Annotated in this window: 13 protein-coding genes; 5 read left to right on the forward strand and 8 right to left on the reverse strand. The window is 68.1% G+C overall.

Going from position 1 to position 20,301, the window contains the following annotated elements; translation table 11 throughout:
• Window positions 1-27 precede the first annotated feature (27 nt).
• The 6 genes from tam to PHLH3_RS11990 all read right to left on the reverse strand — a co-directional run bounded on the left by tam (window position 28) and on the right by PHLH3_RS11990 (window position 6,026).
• Window positions 28-798: a trans-aconitate 2-methyltransferase gene (gene tam, locus PHLH3_RS11965; RefSeq protein WP_213629406.1), complete on the reverse strand. Its 771-nt coding sequence runs from the start codon at window positions 796-798 to the stop codon at window positions 28-30.
• Window positions 799-1,196: 398 nt separating this feature from the next.
• A complete protein-coding gene (locus PHLH3_RS11970) occupies window positions 1,197-2,063 on the reverse strand; it encodes a DMT family transporter (protein ID WP_213629408.1) in 867 nt (288 codons plus the stop codon).
• A 752-nt stretch (window positions 2,064-2,815) separates the two neighbouring features.
• Window positions 2,816-3,238, reverse strand: coding sequence for a PaaI family thioesterase (locus tag PHLH3_RS11975; RefSeq protein ID WP_213629410.1), 423 nt, complete (start codon window positions 3,236-3,238; stop codon window positions 2,816-2,818).
• Between the two features lie 25 nt (window positions 3,239-3,263).
• Window positions 3,264-4,127, reverse strand: a complete 864-nt coding sequence (blaPAM, locus tag PHLH3_RS11980; protein ID WP_213629411.1) for a PAM family subclass B3 metallo-beta-lactamase — start codon at window positions 4,125-4,127, stop codon at window positions 3,264-3,266.
• 101 nt (window positions 4,128-4,228) lie between these two features.
• The gene (locus PHLH3_RS11985; protein WP_213629413.1) at window positions 4,229-4,699 is read right to left on the reverse strand and encodes a GNAT family N-acetyltransferase; all 471 of its coding nucleotides are present in this window, start codon (window positions 4,697-4,699) and stop codon (window positions 4,229-4,231) included.
• Window positions 4,700-4,766: 67 nt separating this feature from the next.
• Complete coding sequence (locus PHLH3_RS11990; RefSeq protein ID WP_213630511.1) at window positions 4,767-6,026, reverse strand: HD-GYP domain-containing protein; 1,260 nt, start codon at window positions 6,024-6,026, stop codon at window positions 4,767-4,769.
• 280 nt (window positions 6,027-6,306) lie between these two features.
• Between PHLH3_RS11990 and PHLH3_RS11995 the strand changes: the two genes are divergently transcribed.
• The 5 genes from PHLH3_RS11995 (at window position 6,307) to PHLH3_RS12015 (ending at window position 16,277) form a co-directional block, all read left to right on the forward strand.
• Complete coding sequence (locus PHLH3_RS11995; protein WP_213629415.1) at window positions 6,307-7,434, forward strand: response regulator; 1,128 nt, start codon at window positions 6,307-6,309, stop codon at window positions 7,432-7,434.
• A gap of 477 nt (window positions 7,435-7,911) precedes the next feature.
• Window positions 7,912-9,639 carry an EAL domain-containing protein gene (locus PHLH3_RS12000; RefSeq protein ID WP_213629417.1) on the forward strand — a complete coding sequence of 576 codons (1,728 nt, stop codon included), beginning with the start codon at window positions 7,912-7,914 and terminating at the stop codon, window positions 9,637-9,639.
• Window positions 9,636-14,543 carry a PAS domain S-box protein gene (locus PHLH3_RS12005; protein ID WP_213629419.1) on the forward strand — a complete coding sequence of 1,636 codons (4,908 nt, stop codon included), beginning with the start codon at window positions 9,636-9,638 and terminating at the stop codon, window positions 14,541-14,543. The genes PHLH3_RS12000 and PHLH3_RS12005 overlap by 4 nt, the downstream gene beginning before the upstream one ends.
• A gap of 77 nt (window positions 14,544-14,620) precedes the next feature.
• The gene (locus PHLH3_RS12010; protein ID WP_213629421.1) at window positions 14,621-15,196 is read left to right on the forward strand and encodes a hypothetical protein; all 576 of its coding nucleotides are present in this window, start codon (window positions 14,621-14,623) and stop codon (window positions 15,194-15,196) included.
• Between the two features lie 103 nt (window positions 15,197-15,299).
• Window positions 15,300-16,277, forward strand: a complete 978-nt coding sequence (locus PHLH3_RS12015) for a sensor domain-containing diguanylate cyclase (protein WP_213629423.1) — start codon at window positions 15,300-15,302, stop codon at window positions 16,275-16,277.
• 774 nt (window positions 16,278-17,051) lie between these two features.
• On the opposite strand, the gene nirD is transcribed toward PHLH3_RS12015, so the two are convergent.
• On the reverse strand, window positions 17,052-17,426 hold the full coding sequence (gene nirD / locus PHLH3_RS12020) for a nitrite reductase small subunit NirD (protein WP_213629425.1): 375 nt from the start codon (window positions 17,424-17,426) through the stop codon (window positions 17,052-17,054).
• Complete coding sequence (gene nirB, locus PHLH3_RS12025; RefSeq protein ID WP_213629427.1) at window positions 17,426-19,984, reverse strand: nitrite reductase large subunit NirB; 2,559 nt, start codon at window positions 19,982-19,984, stop codon at window positions 17,426-17,428. Before nirB ends, nirD begins: the two co-directional genes overlap by 1 nt.
• Between the last annotated feature and the right edge of the window lie 317 nt (window positions 19,985-20,301).

Here is a 20,301-nt window from a genome sequence, read left to right on the forward strand (position 1 = left end):
CGCCGGGCTGATGGGCCCGGGCGCGTCTCAGCGGGTGGCGACGAAGAACAGGCGGGGGAAGGGCAGCAGCACGCAGCCATCGGCGTAGCTGGGATAGGCCGCCGCCACTGCGGCCTCGTAACGGGCCAGGTACTGGTCCTGCTCAGTGGCCGAAAGCGGCGCTAGGAAGGGACGCAGGCCGCTGCCCTTGAACCACTCGACGATAGCCTTCGGGCCGCCCGCCAGCGCGTGGTGGTAGACGGTCCGCCAGACGTTGACCCGTGCGCCGGCTTCGCGCAGGACACCGAAATACCACGACGCCGGATGGCGGCTTTCCCGGGCGCGGTGCGCGTCCGCCAGGCGCTCGGCCCAGGGCCCTTGCGCCGCGATTTCGCGCATCAGCCGGTGGGCCGGTTCGTCCAGGTTGTCGGGCATCTGTACCGCCAGGCTGCCGCCGGGGGCGAGCCGGGCCAGCAGCGCCGGCAGCAGGCTGGCATGGTCCGGAACCCATTGCAGTGACGCGTTGGCGAGGATCAGGTCGACCGGCTCGGCGCTGCTCCAGCGGGTGATGTCGCCCACCTGGAAGTCGACGTCCGGCAGGCGCTGGCGGGCGGCCTCGATCATGTCCTCCGAGCTGTCCAGGCCGGTGACCCGGGCATCGGGAAAACGCTCGAGGAGCAGTTGGGTGGAATTGCCCGGGCCGCAGCCCAGGTCGATCGCCCGCGCCACGGGGTGCTCGGGTACCTGCGCCAGCAGGTCATGGATGGGGCGATTGCGCTCGTCTTCGAACTTCCGGTATTGCGCGGCGGACCAGCTCATCGAAAGGCTCCGGGCTGCGGTGAGAGGGGCTCGATGATCCTCCAGCGCGGCCGATCCTTCCAGCCTGGATGGCGGCGAAGGGCTCCGCAGGCGAGCAGGCGTGCTCGATGCGAGGTGGGCGAGGGGCCGGGGCGGATGCAATGCCTGCAGAACGCAGAAAAGTAAAAAGCCCGCCGAAGCGGGCTTTTTCCAGACCGTCCGACATCCTGTCGGCTGCCATCCTGGCGTTGGTCGATCTTCCCTGACCGAGCGCGTCCTGCGCTTCAGTCGTGTGTGTAGGATAGGTCTGTCAGATAAAGTCGGGCAGAGGAGATTTCATCTGCCTCTTGTAAGCCTTTTGCTATAGCGAAGCGATAAAGATCTGACAGACCACCCAGGTCCGGAGGCCTGCCGCTGCTTCAGCGCAGCTTGCTGCCCAGGACCAGCCCCACGCCTCCCAGCACCGCAATGGACGAGATCGCCAGGGTGAGGGTCAGTGCTTCCCCGAGCAGCAGGATGCCCGCCGTCGCCGCGATGATCGGCACGCTGAGCTGGACCGTGGCGGCCTGGATCGCAGCCAGCCGGGCCACCGCCGCGTACCAGATGGCGTAGCCCAGGCCGGAGGCCACGGCGCCGGAGAGCAGGGCGAAGCCCGCGCCGGCGGGGTCGTAGTGCAGGTCGTGGAGAAAGGGAAGGGCGCAGGCCAGGGCGATCGGGATGCCCCGCACGAAGTTGCCGGTGGTGGCAGCCAGCGGATCGCCGGAGCCCTTGCCCAGCAGCGAATAGACCGCCCAGGCGAGCCCCGCCACCAGCATCAGCAGCGCACTGCCCAGGGGCGGCGCACTGGCGCCCGGCAACAGCAGCACCAGCAACCCGGCCATGGCCAGCAACAGGCCCGTCGCGCCCTGCAGCCCGAGCCGCTCACCGCGCAGGAAACCGTAGGACAGCATGCTCAACTGCACCGCGCCGAACAGCAGCAGGGCGCCGGTGCCGGTCTCCAGGTGGACATAGGCCAGGGAAAAGCCCGCCGCGTACACCACCAGCGCCAGCGCGCCTGGCCAACTGCCTGCCATGGGCTTGCCGGCGCTGCGCCACCTGAGCAGGAACCACAGCATCAGCGCGCCGCTGGCGATGCGCAGCACGGTGAAGCTGGCGGCATCGATGCCCGTGTGCTTCAGGGCCAGGCGGCAAAGCACCGAGTTGCCGGCGAAGGCGAGCATCGCCAGGCCGGTGAGCAGCAACGTGGAGCCTCGGGTGGTGGTCGGGTGGGCGGCAGGCACGGTCATGGCGGGTCCCGTAGCGTCGGGTGGTCGTTGTCGTGGCGCCATACAAGCGCGGCCGCGCGACGGCGGTCAATGCGACCAAGGTGCCGGTTATTCGCGAATGAATTCGCTCCCACGACCCGTCATATGCCTATCCGCAGGATGGGAAGAGCGAAGCGAAACCCATGCTGGGCCGGCAACCACCGTTGATGGGGTTCGCATCGCTGCAACCTGCGAGCATGGGCTGGGCGAATGAATTGGCTCTGTCTGCGTTAAGTGTTGCAGAGGATTTGGAGCCCGGTTGATTGCCGAGTCTTGCTGATGGTTTCTGTTTCGCCTTGCCGGGCGAGTCCCTTTTCCAATCGTTGAAAAGGAACCAAAAAACTTGCCCCTACATACGGGTCTGGCTTCGCCAGACTTCCCTCGCTCCATCATCGTTTCAGGGGCACGCCACGAAGGGCCATCCCTGGCCCATCGCGGCTCTCGCGACATCCATGTCGCTCAACCCCTGAAACGACGATTGCGCTCGGCCTCCTGAAGGGGCTTTTTGCCGCTGCCCCAACATCGATGCTCAATACTTTACGTTGATGTGCGCATCACCACCGGGTGGACGCCGTGGCTGGCGGCTTTCGTAGGATGGTGTAGAGCGAAGCGAAACCCATGCGGTGGGTGTGTCAGGAATCCAGAATCGTCCTGAAAGCACCGTTCTTGAGCCTTTTCGTTGAGCCCACAACAGCTAACGCAGACAGAGCCAATGAATTCGCCCCTGCACGGTGTCACGGCACCTGCCGCAGGTGCTCCGGCGGGATGGCGTAGGTGCCGACCACGTGGGCGACGGGGTCGTCCAGGCCTTCGGAATAGAGGGAGACCTCGCCCATGGCCAGGGTCTTGCCCAGCTTCATCAGCCGGCACTCGCCGATCACCCGGCGGGCGGCTTCCGGCCGGCGCAGGAAGTTGATGGTCAGGCTGGTGGTGACCGCCAGCGGCACGATGCCGATCTGCCCCAGCACGGCGACGTAGAGGGCGACGTCGGCCACGGCCATGAGCGTGGGGCCGGATACGGTGCCGCCGGGGCGCAGGTCGCTGTCGTCCACCTGCAGCGATACCGTGGCGGCCATCGGCCCGACGGACTCGATCACCACGCGGGTCTGCGGGAAGGCGTCCCTGATGAAACTCGCGATCGCGTCTTTGCTGGCCATGTCCGGGCCCCCTGGTCGTTGGATGTCAGCGCTTGTTCGCCTGCTCGGCGAGCATCTTGTCGAGATTCGCCTCGGCCTTGTCCGCGTAGGCCTTGCAGCTGACCGGCTGGGGATGCGGCCTGGCGGCGTTGGCGTAGTCCCAGCCGCTGCCTTCGGCGTGAGGTGTGAGCAGCAGGTCGCAGGGCAGGGCGCGGACGGCGGCGAAGCTTGCGCGGAAGGCTTCCACGAGGTGCGGGTAGCGGGCGTTGTGGCGCAACTGGTAGCCCGGCGCGCTGAGGCTGTCGCTGTAGGCGATGCGCAGGGGCTCGCCGTCCCGGGTGTCGGTCCAGGTCCAGCTCATGCTGCCGGGCGTGTGCCCCGGGGTGAAGTGCACGGTGAAGGTGCTGCTGCCCAGGGTCACGGCCTCGCCGTCCTGCACCAGACGGTCGGTCTGGATCGGTTCGAAGAGCATGCCGCTGCCGAAATGGATGTCGTCGGCGCCGCCACGTTGCAGCAGCACGGCGGATTCGGCGTTGCTCACCAGCATGGCGCCGGTGGCGCGCTTGATCGCCGCCAGCGGGCCGACGTGGTCAATGTGCGCATGGCTGTGCAGGATCAGGCGCACATCCTGCGGGGCCACGCCGAGCTTCTTCATGTTGGCCAGCAGGTGATCGGCCACCTGGGGCATGCCACCGTCGATGAGCACCGCGCCAGCGTCGGTCTTCACCAGCAGGGCGCTGATGCTGGCGGTGCCGATCTGCCATACGTGGTCGCTGATGCGCAGTGGCTCCACCGGCACCAGCCAGGCGTCGAGACCCTTGTAGGCCTCCAGCTGGGGCAGCTGGGCGGGGGCGGCGACCGCCAGGTTGGCGGCGAACAGGGGCAGCGCGAGGCTGGCGAGCAAACGCATCGGAACACTCCATCGATAACGGGGGCGGCATTCTGCCCGGCCGGTACGCCGGGCGCCATGGAGCCGCTCTGACCCTTTTTCGCGCCCGGGGTTCGGCGCGCTCATGCCGCGCCGTCCAGGGCGCGCCACATCAGGGTGTGCTCGGCGCCCCAGGCGTGGAAAGATTCCAGCGGCGTCCAGCCGCGCCGGGCGTAGTAGTCGGCGCGATCCTGGGTGTGCAGGTAGAGCCGCACATGGCCCTGGCTGCGTGCCTGCTCGCAGATGCCCTCGATCAGGCGCTCGGCGATGCCCTGCCCGCGCGCTTCGGGTGTGGTGAACACGCAGGCGAGCCAGGGGCCCAGGTCATCGCGGCCGGGCAGGTCGTCGGCGGCCAGGGCCGCGCCGCCGAGCAGGCGTTCGCCATCCAGCGCCACCAGGCACTGCCACTCGCCACTGAGCTGGCCTTCGGCGAACTCGCGCTGCCAGTCCTCCAGGGGCTGGTCGGCGAACTCGTAGGCGAACTGCCGGTAGAGCCAGAGGGCGTAGGTGTCGCTGTGCTGCGGGTGGTTGCGCAGCCAGTCCAGGCGGTACATGGGGTCGTCCTTGCGGGGTGGGGAGCGCACATGGAACAGCAGTGCGGCGCCCCGCACAAGCGCCGCTTCAGCGCTGCCCCTCTGCCGTGCGGCTGCGGCGCACGTCGGCGATCCCGGACCAGAGCTCGTCGAGGTTCTTGAACGGCCAGTCGGCGGAGGATTCCCGCGCGACGATCTTGTCGCGCCCGGCGAGCTTCGCCAGGTCGATCACCTCCACCGGGATGGCGGCTTTAAGGCGCACGGAATAGAAGACCTTGACCCGCGGCATGGTCAGCGACTTCGGGTGCTGCTCCAGCACGACGCCGAGGCGCCCGCTGTCCAGGCGCACCAGGGAACCGGTTGGATAGATGCCGATGGATTTGACGAACGCCTGGAACACCGCCTCGTCGAAGTGCGACTGGCTCCATTCGGCCATGCGGCGGATGGATTCGGCGGGGTCCCAGCCGCGCTTGTAGGGGCGGTCGGAGGTGATGGCGTCGTACACGTCGCAGACGGCGCCCATCTTCGCCAGCAGGCTGATCTGATCGCTCTGCAGGCGATGCGGGTAGCCGGTTCCGTCGACCTTCTCGTGATGGTGCAGGCAGACATCCAGCACCAGGGCGCTGACCTGGCCGCTCTGCAGGAGTATCTGCGTACCCGCCTCGGGGTGGCTGCGTACCTGCTCGAATTCGCTGTCGGTGAGCTTGCCGGGCTTGTTCAGTACGTCCATGGGCACGGCCATCTTGCCGATGTCGTGCAGCAGCCCGGCCATGCCTGCCTCGCGCACCTGGGCTTCCGCCAGGCCGAGCTGGCGGGCGAGGGCGATCATCAGCGCGCAGACCGCCACCGAATGCATGTAGGTGTATTCGTCGGCCGACTTCAGGCGGGCCAGGCTGATCAGCGCATTGGGACAGCGCAGCACCGAGTTGGCGATTTCCTCCACCAGCCCCTGGGCGTTCTCGACGTCGATGGCCTTGCCCATGCGCGCATCGCCGAACATCGACACCACCGCTTCCTTCGAGCGCGCGCAAAGCTCGGCGGCACGCGCCACCTCGTCCTCCAGGCTGGTGGGGCGCAGGGGCGGCTTGTGCTCGGCGGCGGCCAGGCGCTCGTCGATCTCGGCCTCGACTTCCTCGACGGTGCGGCTGGGCAGGTGCTCGGCCACGTCTGCGCCCTTGCTGGTGTCGATCCACACCTCGGCGATCTCGCTGTTGCGGATGCGTTGCAGGTCCTTGTCGGTCTTGACCACGAACTTGGCGCGGAAGAAGGGATGGTCCATCCATGAGCCGCAGAATTCCTGGACGTACATGCCGAGCTGCAGGTCGGCGGTAGCGATTCGCTTCAGCACCATTGGACATCCTATGGGGTGGCTGGGGCCGCATGCGCCTGGCACGGCTCGATCCTCACCGGTCACGTGCGGGCCGGTGAACGGGCGCGTGGGATGGGGATCACCTCAGGTTGCATGGCGGTACGCACTCACTATAGGCAAGCCTGTGAAGATCGGTGGCCGATCGCTCGGTTGGAGCCCCGGCCCGGCGAGGGCGTTGGCGGCTGGGCTGTTCTATTCTTTGCCGGGGCCGGGAAGCCATGCCGTGGAAGCGTCCCGGGGGCTAGGACGAGAGGAGCCGATGAGGATTCAGATAGTCGATGACGATCCCTGGATCGCCAATCTGCTTCAGCAACTGGTGCTGAGTGTCCGTCCGGGGGCGGAAATCGAGTGTTTCGCAGCGGTTCGTGCGGCCGTCGATGCCTGGCGATCGAACCGCTACCAACTGGTCATCGTCGATTGGAACCTGCCGGATGGCACCGGCCTGGATGTGATGCAGAAGATCCGCCGCATCGACAGGACCGTGCCGCTGCTGGTGGTCACTGGCCGTGCCGACCGGGAAAGCGTGATGGCCGCTCGCCCCATGGGCATCAGCGCCTATATCACCAAGCCCTTCGATGTACCCAAGGTCATCGCCTGCCTGGAGAGCCTGCTGCCCGGCGATGCCCGGGCAGTGGAGCCCGAGGCGCAGCAGGGCAACTTCGAGGAGCACCTGCGCGGCCTGACCGACGAGCAGCTGGACGTGCCGCTGCTGGTCGACGTGAAGGACAAGCTGCAACAGGCCAGCCGGGGCGTGCCGATGGATTTCCAGGAGCTGGCCGCCGACTGGAACCGCGACCCGGCGCTGTGCGCCTACCTGATCGCCGCTGCCAACAGCGCCACCTACGGTAGCGGCCAGGCGCCCTGCATCAGCCTGCCCGAGGCGCTCAAGCGCATGGGCGCCCGCACGTGCATGAACCACGCCATCGCCCTGGCCCTGCGCCAGGCCGGCAGCACCACCGACCCGTTCCTGAAGCTGTTCCTGCAGAACTACCTGGACGAGATCGAGCAGCTTTCCGAAACCGTGGTGCGCACCGCCCGCCAGTGCGGCCTCGACCACGGTCCGCTGCAGGCGGCGGCGCTGCTCTACCGGCTGGGCGAGATGTGCGTGATCTTCCAGGCCCAGCAGTGGATGCGACAGAGCCGCCAGGCCCTCGACGACAACACCCTGACCAAGGCCCTCGCCGACTTCGCCGAGCCGTTCGCCATCCGCCTCAAGGCGCACTGGGGCCTGCCCATGGCCCTGCGCGACCTGATCGGCGCCTGCTATGCGCTGCCGCAGTTCCAGGTGCGCCAGGAGCAGGTGGTCATGCGCCTGGCCGCGGCCCAGTGCGTCGGGGAGTCGGCGGCGGAGATCGAACGCCTCAAGCGCCTGGCCGGCGTGGGCTAGGGCAGCCACAGGGTCCGGAGTGCGCGGCGGCTGCATGCTCCGACGCCTGATTGCGCCCCTTTCACTGGGCCCCCGCATTCGCGAGGGTGACGGGTTTGCACAGCGCTCATCCCCCACCCGTCATCCCCGCGAACGCGGGGAGCCACTTAAAGAACAGCCCGAATCCACCGGCTGCGGGCTTAACGGAAACCTGTGCATCCGCGAAGGATTCGTTTTCGTGCTTCCCGTTGCGGCCCTTTCACTGGGCCCCGCGTTCACGAGGGTGACGGGGTTTTCACGGCGCTCATCCCCCATTCGTCATCCCCGCGAACGCGGGGACCCACTAAAACTGCAGGTCGCCAAGGGGCGTAGTGCGCTGCTCCTGGCGCCCGCCGACCAGCAGAGACCCTTGTCAGTCCAGTTGAACCTGAGCGTGGGATATCTTCGTCTAGGCTGTCAGTTAGTCAGGACCTTAGTGTCATTCGAGGTAGCCAGGGAATGCACGACCTCTACAGCCACGATCCAGTGATCCTCATCGTCGATGACCAGGTCAGCCACATCCGGGTGCTGAGCGAGGCCGTGCGCGACCTGGCGGCCGTGCACATCGCCAATGGCGGCCCGGGGACCCTGGAGATCGCCCGGTCCTGCCGGCCCGATGTGGTGCTGCTGGACATCGAGATGCCGCAGATGAGCGGATTCGACATCTGCCGGCAGATCAAGGCCGATCCCAAGCTGTGCGACGCCTCGATCATCTTCGTCACTTCACACAGCGGGCCGGAGAACGAGCTGCAGGCCCTGGAGTCCGGTGCGCTGGGCTTCATCCAGAAGCCGCTCAACCTGGCGGTGGTGCGTGCCTACGTGAAGGCCCACCTGAGCCTGCGCGAGCAGGCCAAGCGCGTGGCCTACGTCGATGCGCTGACCGGCCTGCCCAATCGCGCGCTGCTGCAGGACCGCGCCATACAGGCGTTGCAGAAAGCGCGGCGGGGCCAGGGCAAGGTGGCGATGCTGATGCTCGACCTGGACAACTTCAAGCTGATCAACGATTCCATCGGCCACACCACCGGGGACCAGGTGCTGCGCGAGGTCGCATTGCGCCTTTCGGCCTCGGTGCGCACCGTCGACACCGTCAGCCGCCAGGGCGGCGACGAATTCGTGGTGCTGCTGCCGGATGTCCAGGGTTTCGACGCGGTGGGGGACTTCGCCGAGCGCCTGCTGTCGATCATCGGCCTGCCGCTGACCATCAACGGCGCCCGCTACGACCTCTCGGCCAGCATCGGCATCAGCGTCTACCCGGACGATTGCGACAACCTGGAATCCCTCTACCGCTACGCCGACTCGGCCATGTACCAGGCCAAGGTGGAGGGACGGAACCGCTTCCGCTTCTTCTCCGAGAAGATCGAGGCCAGCACCCGCGCCCGCCACATGCTCGAACGCCACATGCGCCGGGCCCTGGAGCAGCGGGTGTTCGAGGTGTTCTACCAGGCCAAGATCGACGCCGCCGATGGCCGCCCATCGGGCATCGAGGCGCTGATCCGCTGGCGCACCGCCGATGGCTCGCTGGTCTCGCCCGCCGACTTCATCCCCCTGGCCGAGGAAACCGGGCTGATCATCCCCATCGGCAAGTACGTGCTGCTGCAGGCCTGCAACGACGCCAGGCGTCTGCTCGACATGGGCTACCCGCTGTGCCTGAGCGTGAACATCTCCGCCGTGCAGTTCCGCGAGGAAAGCTTCCTCGGCATGGTCAAGGACATCATCCAGGAGTCGGGCTTGCCGCCCGACCACCTGGAGCTGGAGATCACCGAAGGCGTGCTGGCCCATGACATCGACCAGACGCGCAAGACCCTGCTGGCATTGAAGGAGGTGGGCGTGCGCATCGCCATCGACGATTTCGGCACTGGCTATTCGAGCCTCGCCTACCTCAAGCGCCTTCCCATCGACGTACTGAAGATCGACCAGAGCTTCGTCCGCGAGATGCTCACCGACCGCAGTGACGCGGCCATCATCGAGGCGGTCATCCGCCTCGCCCAGGCCCTGGGACTGGATCTGGTGGCCGAAGGCGTCGAGCATCGCGAACAGGCGCGGCTGCTGCTCGGGCTGGGCTGCCGGATCATGCAGGGCTACCTGTTCTGCCGGCCGGTACCCTTTCCCGAGGCCAGCCGCTTTCTCGCCGAGAACACCACCCACCCGCAACGCTGGCTCGACGCCGGCGATGGAGCCGGCCAATGAGCCGGCGCCTGTCCGCGCCGGTCTACAGCATGCTGGCCGTGGTCCTGGCCGGGATCCTGGCCACCGCGCTGGTGGCCAGCCAGCTGCAGCAGCACAACCAGCAGCGCATCCACGAGGCGCTGACGCGGGTCACCGACGCCATGGCCGATGCCGTGGTGCGTCGCCTGGGCCTCTACCAGTACGGCCTGCGCGGTGCCCGTGGCGCCCTGGTGACGGTTGGCGAGGCGGGCATCAGCCGCGAGCTGTTCAACCGCTACGCCCGCTCCCGCGACATCGCCTTCGAGTTTCCCGGCGCGCGGGGGTTCGGCCTGATCCGCAAGGTCGCTCAGGCCGAAGAGGCCGACTTTCTCCGCCTCGCCCGCGCCGACGGCAAGCCGGATTTCGCCATCCGCCAGATCAGCCAGCACGAGGGCGACCGCTTTGTCATCCAGTACGTGGAGCCGGTGGCCAACAATTCAGCGGCCATTGGCCTGGACATCGCCTCGGAAGCCAATCGGCGCGAGGCCGCGCTGGCCTCCATGCGCAGCGGCGAGGTGCGTCTCACCGCCCCCATCACGCTGGTGCAGGCGGTCGGCAAGCCGCTGCAGTCCTTTCTCATGCTGATGCCCATCTACCAGGGCGTGGCCGTCCCCGCGAGTGTCGATGAGCGCGAGCGGCAGCTCGTCGGCTGGAGCTACGCGCCGCTGCTCACCGAGGAGGTGCTCGACGGCCTGCAGGTGGATGCCCACACCCTGCAACTGCGCCTGCGCGACATCACCACGCCGGGCACCGCAGACGTGTTCTACGAAAGCGCCGCCTCCCCCGACGGCAGTCCCGAGGTGATGAGCCTGCGTGTGGAGCGCAGCCTCTACGGGCGCCATTGGGAGGTTGAGCTGGCCGCCTACCCGGCCTTCACCGCCCAGCTCAACCTGTTGTCACCCCGCCTGGCCTGGGGCGCCGGCCTGGCGCTGACCTGCCTGCTGGCCGCGCTGGTGGGGGCCAATGGCGTCAGCGGGTGGCGCAAGCAACAGGTGTTCGAGCAGCGCTCACGCCTGGCGGCCATCGTCGAAAGCTCCCCCGACGGCATCATCGGTCAGACCCTGGGCGGCGTGGTGACCAGCTGGAACGCCGGCGCCGAGGCGATCTTCGGCTACGACGCGGAGGAGGCCATCGGCCACACGCTCAAGGAGCTGATCGTCCCCGAGGCACGCGTCGATGAGGAGACCGACATCCTGCGGCGGGTCGGCCGGGGCGAGCGTCTCGCCCTGTTCGATGCCGAGCGCCACCGCAAGGACGGCAGCCTGGTCGATGTCTCGCTGTCCATCGCCCCCATCCTGGATCGCCAAAAGCATGTGGTGGGAATCTCCAAGACCGTACGCGACATCTCCGCGCAGAAGCGTGCCGAGGCCCGCATCCTCGAACTCAACGCCGGGCTCGAGGAACAGGTGGCGGCGCGCACCGAGGAGCTGACGGCGACCAACGTGCTGCTCGACAGCGTGCTCAGCTCGGCCTCGGAGGTGTCCATCATCGCCACCGATGCCGACGGCCTGATCCGCGTCTTCAATCGTGGCGCCGAGCGCCTGCTGGGCTACACGGCGAAGGAACTGGTGGGGCGGCAGACCCCTGCGCTGCTGCACGTCACCGAAGAGGTGGTCGAGCGCGGCCATGAACTCAGCGAGCGCTACCGGCAGCCGATCCAGGGCTTCCGCGTCTTCGTCCACGTACCCGAGCACGAGGGCGCCGAGGCACGCGAGTGGACCTACGTGCGCAAGGACGGAACGCGTTTCCCCGTGACCCTGGTGGTCACCGCCATCCGCGACGCCAGCGGCAGGCCCACCGGCTATCTCGGCATCGCCCTGGACATCACCGAGCGCAAGGCCGCCGAGCGCCAGCTGCAGGAAAGCCTGGCCACCACCCGCGCGGTGCTGGACACGGCGGTCAACCCGGTCATCACCTTCGGTCGCGACGGTCGCATCCAGTCGTTCAACCCTGCCGGTGGCGTGGTCTTCGGCTGCGACCCGCAGACCATGCCCGGGCGTCACCTGGAGGAGCTGGTGGACCCGGCCTCGCGCGAGGCCTTCGCCGAACTGATGGCCAGCTACACCGGCCAGGCCACCGGCACCGGGCCCAGCGGCCAGGAACTCTGGGGGCTGCGCGGCGACGGCAGCAGCTTCCCCATGCAGCTCACCCTGGCCGCCATGGGCACCAACGGCGAGCAGCGCCTGGTCTGCGTGGTCACCGACCTCACCCAGCTGCACCTGCAGCGCAAGAGCCTGCTGGCCGCCCGCGACCAGTTGCTGCTGGCCGCCGAGGTGGCCGAGCTGGGCATCTGGTCGTGGAACCTGGCCGATGACACGCTGCAGTGGAACGCCCGCATGTACGAGATCTACGGCCAGCCGCCCGAGCAGGGCGAGCGGGGCCTGCTGCTGGAGCACTGGCATGCCCGCGTGCACCCGGAGGATGTCGACCGGGTGGCCAAGCAGCTGCTCGCCGCCATCGACGGCAGCGCGCGCTACGAACCGATCTTCCGCATCGTCCGCCCCGACGGCCAGGTGCGCTTCATCCAGGCCGCGGCGCAGATCGAGCGCGACGCCCAGGGCCAGCCGACCAAGGTCACCGGCATCAACCGCGACATCACCGCCCAGCGCGAGCTGGAGTCGCGCCTCCTCGAGGCGCGCGACAAGGCTGACGCCGCGAGCGCCGCGAAGAGCTTCTTCCTGGCCAATATGAGCCACGAGATCCGCACGCCGATGAACGCCGTGCTGGGCATGCTGCAACTGGTCCAGGGCACCGAACTCAACGACCGCCAGCTGGACTACGTGCTCAAGGCGCAGACCGCCGCCCGCTCTCTGCTGGGGCTGCTCAACGACATCCTGGACTACTCCAAGATCGAAGCCGGCAAGCTGCAGCTCGACCCCCACGACTTCGAACTGGAAGCGCTGATGCGCGACCTCGCCGTGGTGCTCGCCGGCAACCAGGGCGACAAGGACGTGGAAGTGATGTTCGATCTCGACGCGCGCCTGCCGCAACGGCTGGTGGGCGACAGCTTCCGGCTGCAGCAGGTGCTGATCAACCTCGCTGGCAACGCCCTCAAGTTCACCAGCGTCGGCCAGGTGGTGGTGGGCTTCCGCCTGCTCGACCTGTTCGAGGGTTCGGTGCGGCTGCGGGTCTCGGTTAGCGACACCGGCATCGGTATCAGCCCGGAGCAGCTGGAGCGCATCTTCGACGGCTTCACCCAGGCCGAGGCCTCCACCTCGCGGCGTTTCGGTGGCACCGGCCTCGGGCTGGTGATCTGCAAGCGACTGGTCGAGCTGATGGGGGCCGAACTGAAGGTCGAGAGCCAGCCAGGCCAGGGCAGCCGCTTCTGGTTCGACGTGACCCTGGACCTGGCCGAGCCCGGTGCCCTGCGCGCCGCCTGTCCGGGCGTCGATGCGCCGCTGCGCCTGCTGGTGGTGGACGACAACCCGGTTGCCGGCGAGGTGCTGCTGCGCACCCTGCTGTCCCTCGGCTGGCAGGCCGAATATGCCTGCACCGGCGAAGCGGCCGTGAACCACGTGCGCGAGTCGGCGCAGCGGCTGGAACCCTTCGACCTGGTGCTGATGGACTGGCGCATGCCCGGCCTCGACGGCCTGGCCGCCAGCGAGGCGATCCAGGCCATGGCGGGCGAGCTGCAGGTGCCGCGCATCCTGATGATCACCGCGCACGGCAGCGAGGTGCTGGCCGATCGTAGCCAGCAGGGCAGGGCGCCGTTCGCCGGCTTCCTCACCAAGCCGGTCACCCCCATGCAGCTTGCCAGTGCCGTGCAGCGGGCCCTGGGGCAGGAGGATGCGCCGGTCACCGCCATCGAAAGGCCTCGGCAGCGCCTTGACGGGTTGCGCCTGCTGGTGGTGGAGGACAACGCGCTCAACCGCCAGGTGGCATCCGAACTGCTGGCGGGCGAGGGCGCCGAGGTGCGGCTGGCCAAGGGCGGCCTGGAGGGCGTGCAGGCGGTGCTCGGCAGCCTGAAGGCCTTCGACGCGGTGCTGATGGACGTCCAGATGCCCGACATCGACGGCCTCGAAGCCACCCGGCGTATTCGCGCCGACGGCCGCTACCCGGCGCTGCCGATCATCGCCATGACCGCCAACGCCGCGGCCCAGGACAGGCAGAGCTGCCTGGACGCCGGCATGGACGACCATGTCGGCAAGCCCATCGACATCCACCAGTTGGTGGCCACGCTGCTGCGCTGGACCCAGCCCGGTGCCGTCATCCGCGAAGCGCTCCCCCGTGTGGTGCCGGGGCAGGCAGCCGTGGTGGAGCCCCGCGAGTCCATCCTGGCGCGCTTCGGTGGTAACCAGAAGCTGTTGATGACGGTGCTCGCCAGCTTCGATACCGAGATGCAGAAACAGATGCAGCGCCTGCGCGAGTCCGTCGCCAGCGGCGACCTGCGTACCGTGGTCGGCGTGCTCCATGGCCTCAAGGGCAGCGCCGGGACCATGGGGGCCAGCGCCCTGTGCCTGCGTTCCGGCGAGCTGGAGCAGCAAGGCCTGCACCTGGCTCCCGGGGAGGCCGCCGCCTTCTTCCACGAGCCACCCTGGGTCGACGAGCTGCAAGCGTTGCTGCAAAGCAGCAGCGCGGCGCTGGATCAGCTCTTCCCCGGCGCGGCCGTTCCCCAGGCCACGCCGCCACCACTCGTACGCGACCCGCGCTTCGAGCAGGTCGGGGCACAGGCCATGGCAGACTGGCAGGCGGCGCTGGGCAAGGTGATGGAGCTGCTGGAGACCGGCAGCCTGGCGGCCCTGGACCACACTGAACCGCTGTTGCACAAGGCTCCGCCACCCCTGCGCGAGGCCTGCCTGGCCTTCGTCCGCCTGGTGGACGAGCTGGACTTCGAAGCCGCCCGCGAGTGCGGGCTGCGCCTGCACCGGGGTGAGAGCCATGGATGAGCGGAGGGGCCCTGTGCGACGTCCGCGCCAGCAGGTATCGTGCGCACTTTCCCAGCTGTTCCCCAGGGTTTCGTTGCATGACCAGCACCTTCCTCCGCATCGCCATCCTCGGCCTCGGCGCCCTCTGCTCGGCCACCTCCTTCGCGCGGGTCGAGGTGGAGGCCGTCCAGCACAAGTCCGGGCCGATGCTGCTGGCCAAGGTTTCCGAAGACATCGCCCCCGGTGACTACGACACGCTGATGAAGGGCGTGCTCGGCAACCCCGGAAAATTCGTGCGCAAGATCGTCCTGCTGGACAGCATCGGCGGCAGCGTACCGGAGGCCATCCGCATGGGCCGCCTGCTGCGCGAGACCGGCTTCGACGCGCTGGTGCCCTCCACCGGCCTGTGCCAGGGCACCTGCGTCTACCTGCTGGCCGCCGGGCGCGGCAAGATCGTCAGCGGCTCGGTGGGCCTGCATCGCCCCTATTACGCCCATGGCGACTCCTCCCGCGACGAGGCGCTGTACAAGGGCGTGCGCTACAACTCCGCCGCCTATTTCAAGGAAATGAACATCCCGCCCACCCTGCTGGAGGACATGCAGCGCACCGACCCCCGGCAGATGCGCGTGCTCTCGGCGGCGGAGCTGGCGCGTTACCGCCTCTCCGGGAAGTAGCCCCACGCCAGCCGACCAAACGCCCTGTCGGCGGGGGTTCCAGGCCCGCGGGCTTGCTGTATAAAAGCCACAGGCCATCACGCAGTCGCCGGAACATGCCGCCATGAAAGACGAAGTCGAAACCACCAATGCGGTCTACAAGACGCTGCTGGAGTCCACCAGGGCGATCCCCTGGAAAATCGACTGGAAGACCATGACCTTCGCCTACATCGGCCCGCAGATCGAGGCGCTGCTGGGCTGGAGCCCGTCCAGCTGGATCAGCGTCAACGACTGGGCCGAACGCATGCACCCCGAGGACCGCGACGCCGTGGTCGCCTTCTGCGTCTCGCAGTCCCAGGCCGGCACCGACCACGAGGCCGACTACCGCGCCCTCACCGCCGCCGGCGACTACGTGTGGATCCGCGATGTGGTGCACGTGATGCGCGACGAGGCGGGCGAGGTGCAAGCGCTGATCGGCTTCATGTTCGACATCAGCGAGCGCAAGCACGCCGAGCAGAAGCTGGTGGAGCTGCAGAAGCAGCTGGAAGAGTTCTCCTACAAGGACGGCCTGACCGGCGTGGCCAACCGGCGCATGGTCGACTCGACCCTGGACGTGGAGTGGGCCAACGCCCAGCGCACCCGGCAGCCGCTGTCGCTGATCCTCCTCGATATCGACTACTTCAAGCAGTACAACGACCACTACGGCCACATCCAGGGCGACGACAGCCTGAAGAGCGTCGGCCAGGCGCTGAGCGAGGCCGCCAACCGCCCACGTGACCTCGTCGGGCGCTTCGGAGGCGAGGAGTTCGTCCTCATCCTCCCGGAAACCGACGCCGACGCCGCCCGCCAGGTGGCCGAGCGCTGCCGCCGCCTGCTCCGCGAGCGCTGCATCCCCCACGAGAAATCCGGGGTCGCCTCGCTGCTCACCGTCAGCCTCGGCGTCGGCACCATCATCCCCACCCAGCACGACCAGGCGCTTGCCTTCGTCGAATCCGTCGACCGCCTGCTGTACCGGGCCAAGCAGGGCGGCCGCAACCGCTTCGAAGCCGGCCAGTGGACCGAGCCCGAGGCCCGGCAGGAACAGGGCGGAACAGCCTCGTAGGGGGGGCCGAGCGCAGCGATGCCCAACGCAGCGGCCTTCACCCTTTCGCGAATGAATTGGCTCTGTCTGCGTAAGAGTTGCTAGAAAAATTCAAGTCCAGCTGATTGCCGAGTTTTGCTGATACTTCCGGTTTCGCCCCCGGGCGAGTTTCTTTTGGCAGTCGCCCCAAAAGAAACCAAAAGGGCTTGCCCCTGCATACGGGTCTGGCTTCGCCAGACTCCCCTCGCTCCATCGTCGTTCCAGGGGCCCGCGCTGACGGGCCATCCCTGGCCCGGCAGCGCTCTCGCGACATCCATGTCGCTCAACCCCTTCCACGACGATTGCGCTCGGCCTCCTGAAAGGGGCGTTTGGCGGCTGCTCCAACGTCTTCGCCAGAATCTTCATCGATGTGCGCATAACGCTCGTGGCGAAGCGGCTTCCGTAGGATGGCGTAGAGCGAAGCGAAACCCATGCGGTGGGCGTTTCAGGAATCCCGAACGTCCCTGAAAGCACCGTTATTGAGCCTTCTCGTTGAACCCACAACAGCTAACGCAGACAGAGCCAATGAATTTGCTCCCACGGTGGTAGCGGGTGCACTCATGCACGGCCTGGACCGCTGCGTAGGGTGGAGGTCGCTCTTCACCTCCACCAGCGGCGCCCACCCGGTTTCCAGCCGTAGGTTGGCGCCGAGCGCAGCGAGGCCCAACGCTGGGGCCTTCGCCTTCTCGCGAATGAATTCGCTCCCACAGCAGCGCCCTGGGCGAACGAATTCGCCCCTACGACCCTGGCGGGGCCTTACGCGTCTACCGCCACTTCCACCGCCTCGCCGTTGAGCCGTGCCGGCCACACCCGCAGGCGCTGTTCGGGGTATTCCACGCAGCTGCCGTCCTCCAGGCGGAAGTGCTGCTTGTACAGCGGCGAGGCGATCACCAGTTCGCCCCTGATGTGGCCGAGCAGGCCGCGGCCGATGACGTTGGCGCCGGATTTCGGGTCGCGGTTCTCGATGGCGTAGAGGCGCTCGCCGTCCTCCGCCCCGGGCAGGAGGAAGAGGGCGACCTGGGCGCCGTCGAGCCAGGCGACGACGCCGGAGTTGGCGACCAAGTCGCGGGCCGCGCAGAGCGTGCGCCAGGTGGGCTGGGACGTGGTTCGCAGGGCGTGGGGCTGGCTCATCAATTCACCTCCTCGGTGACGGGTATCAGGTGGAGTTCGCTGGCGGTCGCCGGCCGGCGCTGGCCGCGTTCGCGGACGAAGTGGATGTCGGGGTCGCCGCGCCGGTCGTTGACGAAGGTGCGGAAGCGCTTGAGCTTCTCCGGGTCCTTCAGGGCATTGGCCCATTCGCATTCGTAGCGGTCGATTACCTGCTGCATCTGCGCCTCCAGCTCGGCGCCCAGGCCCAGGCTGTCGTCGAGGATCACCGCCTTGAGGTAGTCCAGCCCGCCCTCCAGGCCCTCGCGCCACACCGAGGTGCGCTGCAGCTTGTCGGCGGTGCGTACGTAGAACATCAGGAAGCGGTCGATGGCGCGCACCAGGGCCTCGTCGTCGAGGTCGGTGGCCAGCAGCTCGGCATGGCGCGGGCGCATGCCGCCGTTGCCGCAGACATAGAGGTTCCAGCCCTTGTCGGTGGCGATCACGCCGACGTCCTTGCTCTGCGCCTCGGCGCATTCGCGGGTGCAGCCGGAGACGGCGAACTTGATCTTGTGCGGCGAGCGCAGGCCCTTGTAGCGGTTCTCCAGGTGCAGGGCCATGGCCACGCTGTCCTGCACGCCGTAGCGGCACCAGGTGCTGCCGACGCAGGATTTGACCGTGCGCAGGGACTTGCCATAGGCATGCCCGGTCTCGAAGCCGGCCTCGATCAGCTCGCCCCAGATATCCGGCAGCTCGTGCAGCTGGGCGCCGAACAGGTCGATGCGCTGTCCACCGGTGATCTTGGTATACAGATCGTATTTTTTTGCCACCTGGCCGAGGACGATGAGCTTGTCCGGGGTGATCTCGCCGCCGGCGATGCGCGGCACGATGGAGTAGGTGCCGTTCTTCTGCATGTTGGCCATGAAGGTGTCGTTGGTGTCCTGCAGCGGCACCAGCAGCGGGTCGGTGATCGACTGGTTCCAGCAGGACGCCAGGATCGAGCCCACCGCCGGCTTGCAGATGTCGCAGCCGGTGTGGCCACGGCCATGGCGGGCCAGCAGTTCCTCGAAGCTGCGGATGCCTTCCACCCGCACCATCGCGTAGAGCGCCTGGCGGGTGTGGGCGAAGTGCTCGCACAGGCTCGTGTCGACGGCCACGCCACGGGCGCCCAGCTCGTGCTCGAAGACCTGCTTGAGCAGCGCGGCGCAGCCCCCGCAGCCGGTGGCGGCCTTGGTCCGTGCCTTCAGCTCGCCCAGGTCGGTGCAGCCTTCGTCCACCGCGCAGCACACCGCGCCCTTGCTGACGTTGTGGCAGGAGCAGAGGGTCGCGCTGGCCGGCAGGGCTTCGGCGCCCAGGGCCGGTGCGCCTTCGGAGCGGGGCAGGATCAGGCTCGACGGGTCCCGGGGCGGCTCGATGCCGTTCTGCGCGTACTGCAGCAGGGTGTCGTAGTAGCTGTTGTCGCCCACCAGCACCGCCCCCAGCACCCGCTTGCCGTCGGCGGACACCACCAGGCGCCGGTAGCTGGCGCTGGCCTCGTCGATGAAGCGGTAGCTGCGCGCGCCGGGCGTGGCGGCGTGGGCATCGCCGATGGAGCCGACGTCCACGCCCAGCAGCTTGAGCTTGGTGGACATGTCGGCGCCGGTGAAGGGTTCGTGGGGCTGGCCGGCCAGCAGCGCGGCGAGGTTGCGCGCCATGGCGTAGCCGGGGGCGACCAGGCCGAAGACGCTGCCGTTCCAGGAGGCGCACTCGCCGATGGCGAAGATCGTCGGGTCGCTGGTGCGGCAGTCGTTGTCGATCACCACGCCGCCGCGCGGGGCGATCTCCAGGCCGGCGGCGCGGCCGAGGGCGTCCTGCGGGCGGATGCCGGCGGAGAAGACGATCAGGTCGGTCTCGAGGAATTCGCCGTCGTTGAATCGCATGCGGTAGGCGTACTCCTCGCCGACGACGATCTCCTGGGTGGCGCGGGCCAGGTGCACGCCCACCCCAAGGGCCTCGATGCGGGCACGCAGGGCGGCGCCGCCGTCGGCATCGAGCTGCACCGGCATCAGCCGTGGGGCGAACTCCACCACATGGGCTTCCAGGCCCAGGGACTTCAGCGCGTTGGCCGCTTCCAGGCCGAGCAGGCCGCCGCCCACCACCACGCCACGCCGGGCGCAGGCGGCGGCCTCGCGGATGCCGTCGAGGTCGTCGAGGGTGCGGTAGACCAGGCGCGAGCGGCCCTCGGCACCGGGAATCGGCGGCACGAATGGGTAGGAGCCGGTGGCCAGCACCAGGCGATCGTAGGGCTGGCGGCCCTCGGCGGTGACCACTTCGCGGCGTTCGCGGTCGATCTCCAGCACCGGCACGCCCAGGTGCAGGTGCACGCCGTGGCGGGCATGGAGGCCGGGCTCGCCCAGGGCCAGGGCCTCGGCGTCCTTGCCGATGAAGTATTCGGAGAGGTGCACGCGGTCGTAGGCGCGCTGGCGCTCCTCGCCGTAGACATGCACCTGGTAGCGCGCCAGGGCACCGCGTTCGATCAACTGCTCCACGCAGTGGTGACCGACCATGCCGTTGCCGATGACGACCAGGATCTCGCTTTTGATCGGGGTGACGATGGCGTTCATGAGCCTTCCTCTGTCGAAGCCGCTGCCAGGGCCTGCGGAAAAAAATGCAAAAAAAAGCGCCTGGAACCGTCGAGCGGCTCCAGGCGCCTTTGCCTGGGATTCGTGGGTGTCGGGGAGGGCCGTGCGGGCTCCGTTGCCCTGGCCATCCGTCCCGCTGTGCTGGGTCATCGGCGACCGCGCGGGAGACCCCGAAGGAGAATCCTACGGGGCCGATCACGGAAAAGCAGGTTGCATGCCAGTTGCGTGAGAGGAGGGCGGCGGGGCGGGCGCGGCCCTTGCGGGGCAAGGTGCGCGGGGCTTGCCGTGGCGGTGGAGTC

The sequence above is a fragment of the Pseudomonas sp. Pc102 genome, assembly GCF_018408275.1.
GTDB lineage: Bacteria > Pseudomonadota > Gammaproteobacteria > Pseudomonadales > Pseudomonadaceae > Metapseudomonas > Metapseudomonas tohonis.

Coding starts and splice junctions, on each gene's coding strand:
- tam (WP_213629406.1), bottom strand. CDS start 798: ATGAGCTGGTCCGCCGCGCAATACCGGAAGTTCGAAGACGAGCGCAAT.
- PHLH3_RS11970 (WP_213629408.1), bottom strand. CDS start 2,063: ATGACCGTGCCTGCCGCCCACCCGACCACCACCCGAGGCTCCACGTTG.
- PHLH3_RS11975 (WP_213629410.1), bottom strand. CDS start 3,238: ATGGCCAGCAAAGACGCGATCGCGAGTTTCATCAGGGACGCCTTCCCG.
- blaPAM (WP_213629411.1), bottom strand. CDS start 4,127: ATGCGTTTGCTCGCCAGCCTCGCGCTGCCCCTGTTCGCCGCCAACCTG.
- PHLH3_RS11985 (WP_213629413.1), bottom strand. CDS start 4,699: ATGTACCGCCTGGACTGGCTGCGCAACCACCCGCAGCACAGCGACACC.
- PHLH3_RS11995 (WP_213629415.1), top strand. CDS start 6,307: ATGAGGATTCAGATAGTCGATGACGATCCCTGGATCGCCAATCTGCTT.
- PHLH3_RS12000 (WP_213629417.1), top strand. CDS start 7,912: ATGCACGACCTCTACAGCCACGATCCAGTGATCCTCATCGTCGATGAC.
- PHLH3_RS12005 (WP_213629419.1), top strand. CDS start 9,636: ATGAGCCGGCGCCTGTCCGCGCCGGTCTACAGCATGCTGGCCGTGGTC.
- PHLH3_RS12010 (WP_213629421.1), top strand. CDS start 14,621: ATGACCAGCACCTTCCTCCGCATCGCCATCCTCGGCCTCGGCGCCCTC.
- PHLH3_RS12015 (WP_213629423.1), top strand. CDS start 15,300: ATGAAAGACGAAGTCGAAACCACCAATGCGGTCTACAAGACGCTGCTG.
- nirD (WP_213629425.1), bottom strand. CDS start 17,426: ATGAGCCAGCCCCACGCCCTGCGAACCACGTCCCAGCCCACCTGGCGC.
- nirB (WP_213629427.1), bottom strand. CDS start 19,984: ATGAACGCCATCGTCACCCCGATCAAAAGCGAGATCCTGGTCGTCATC.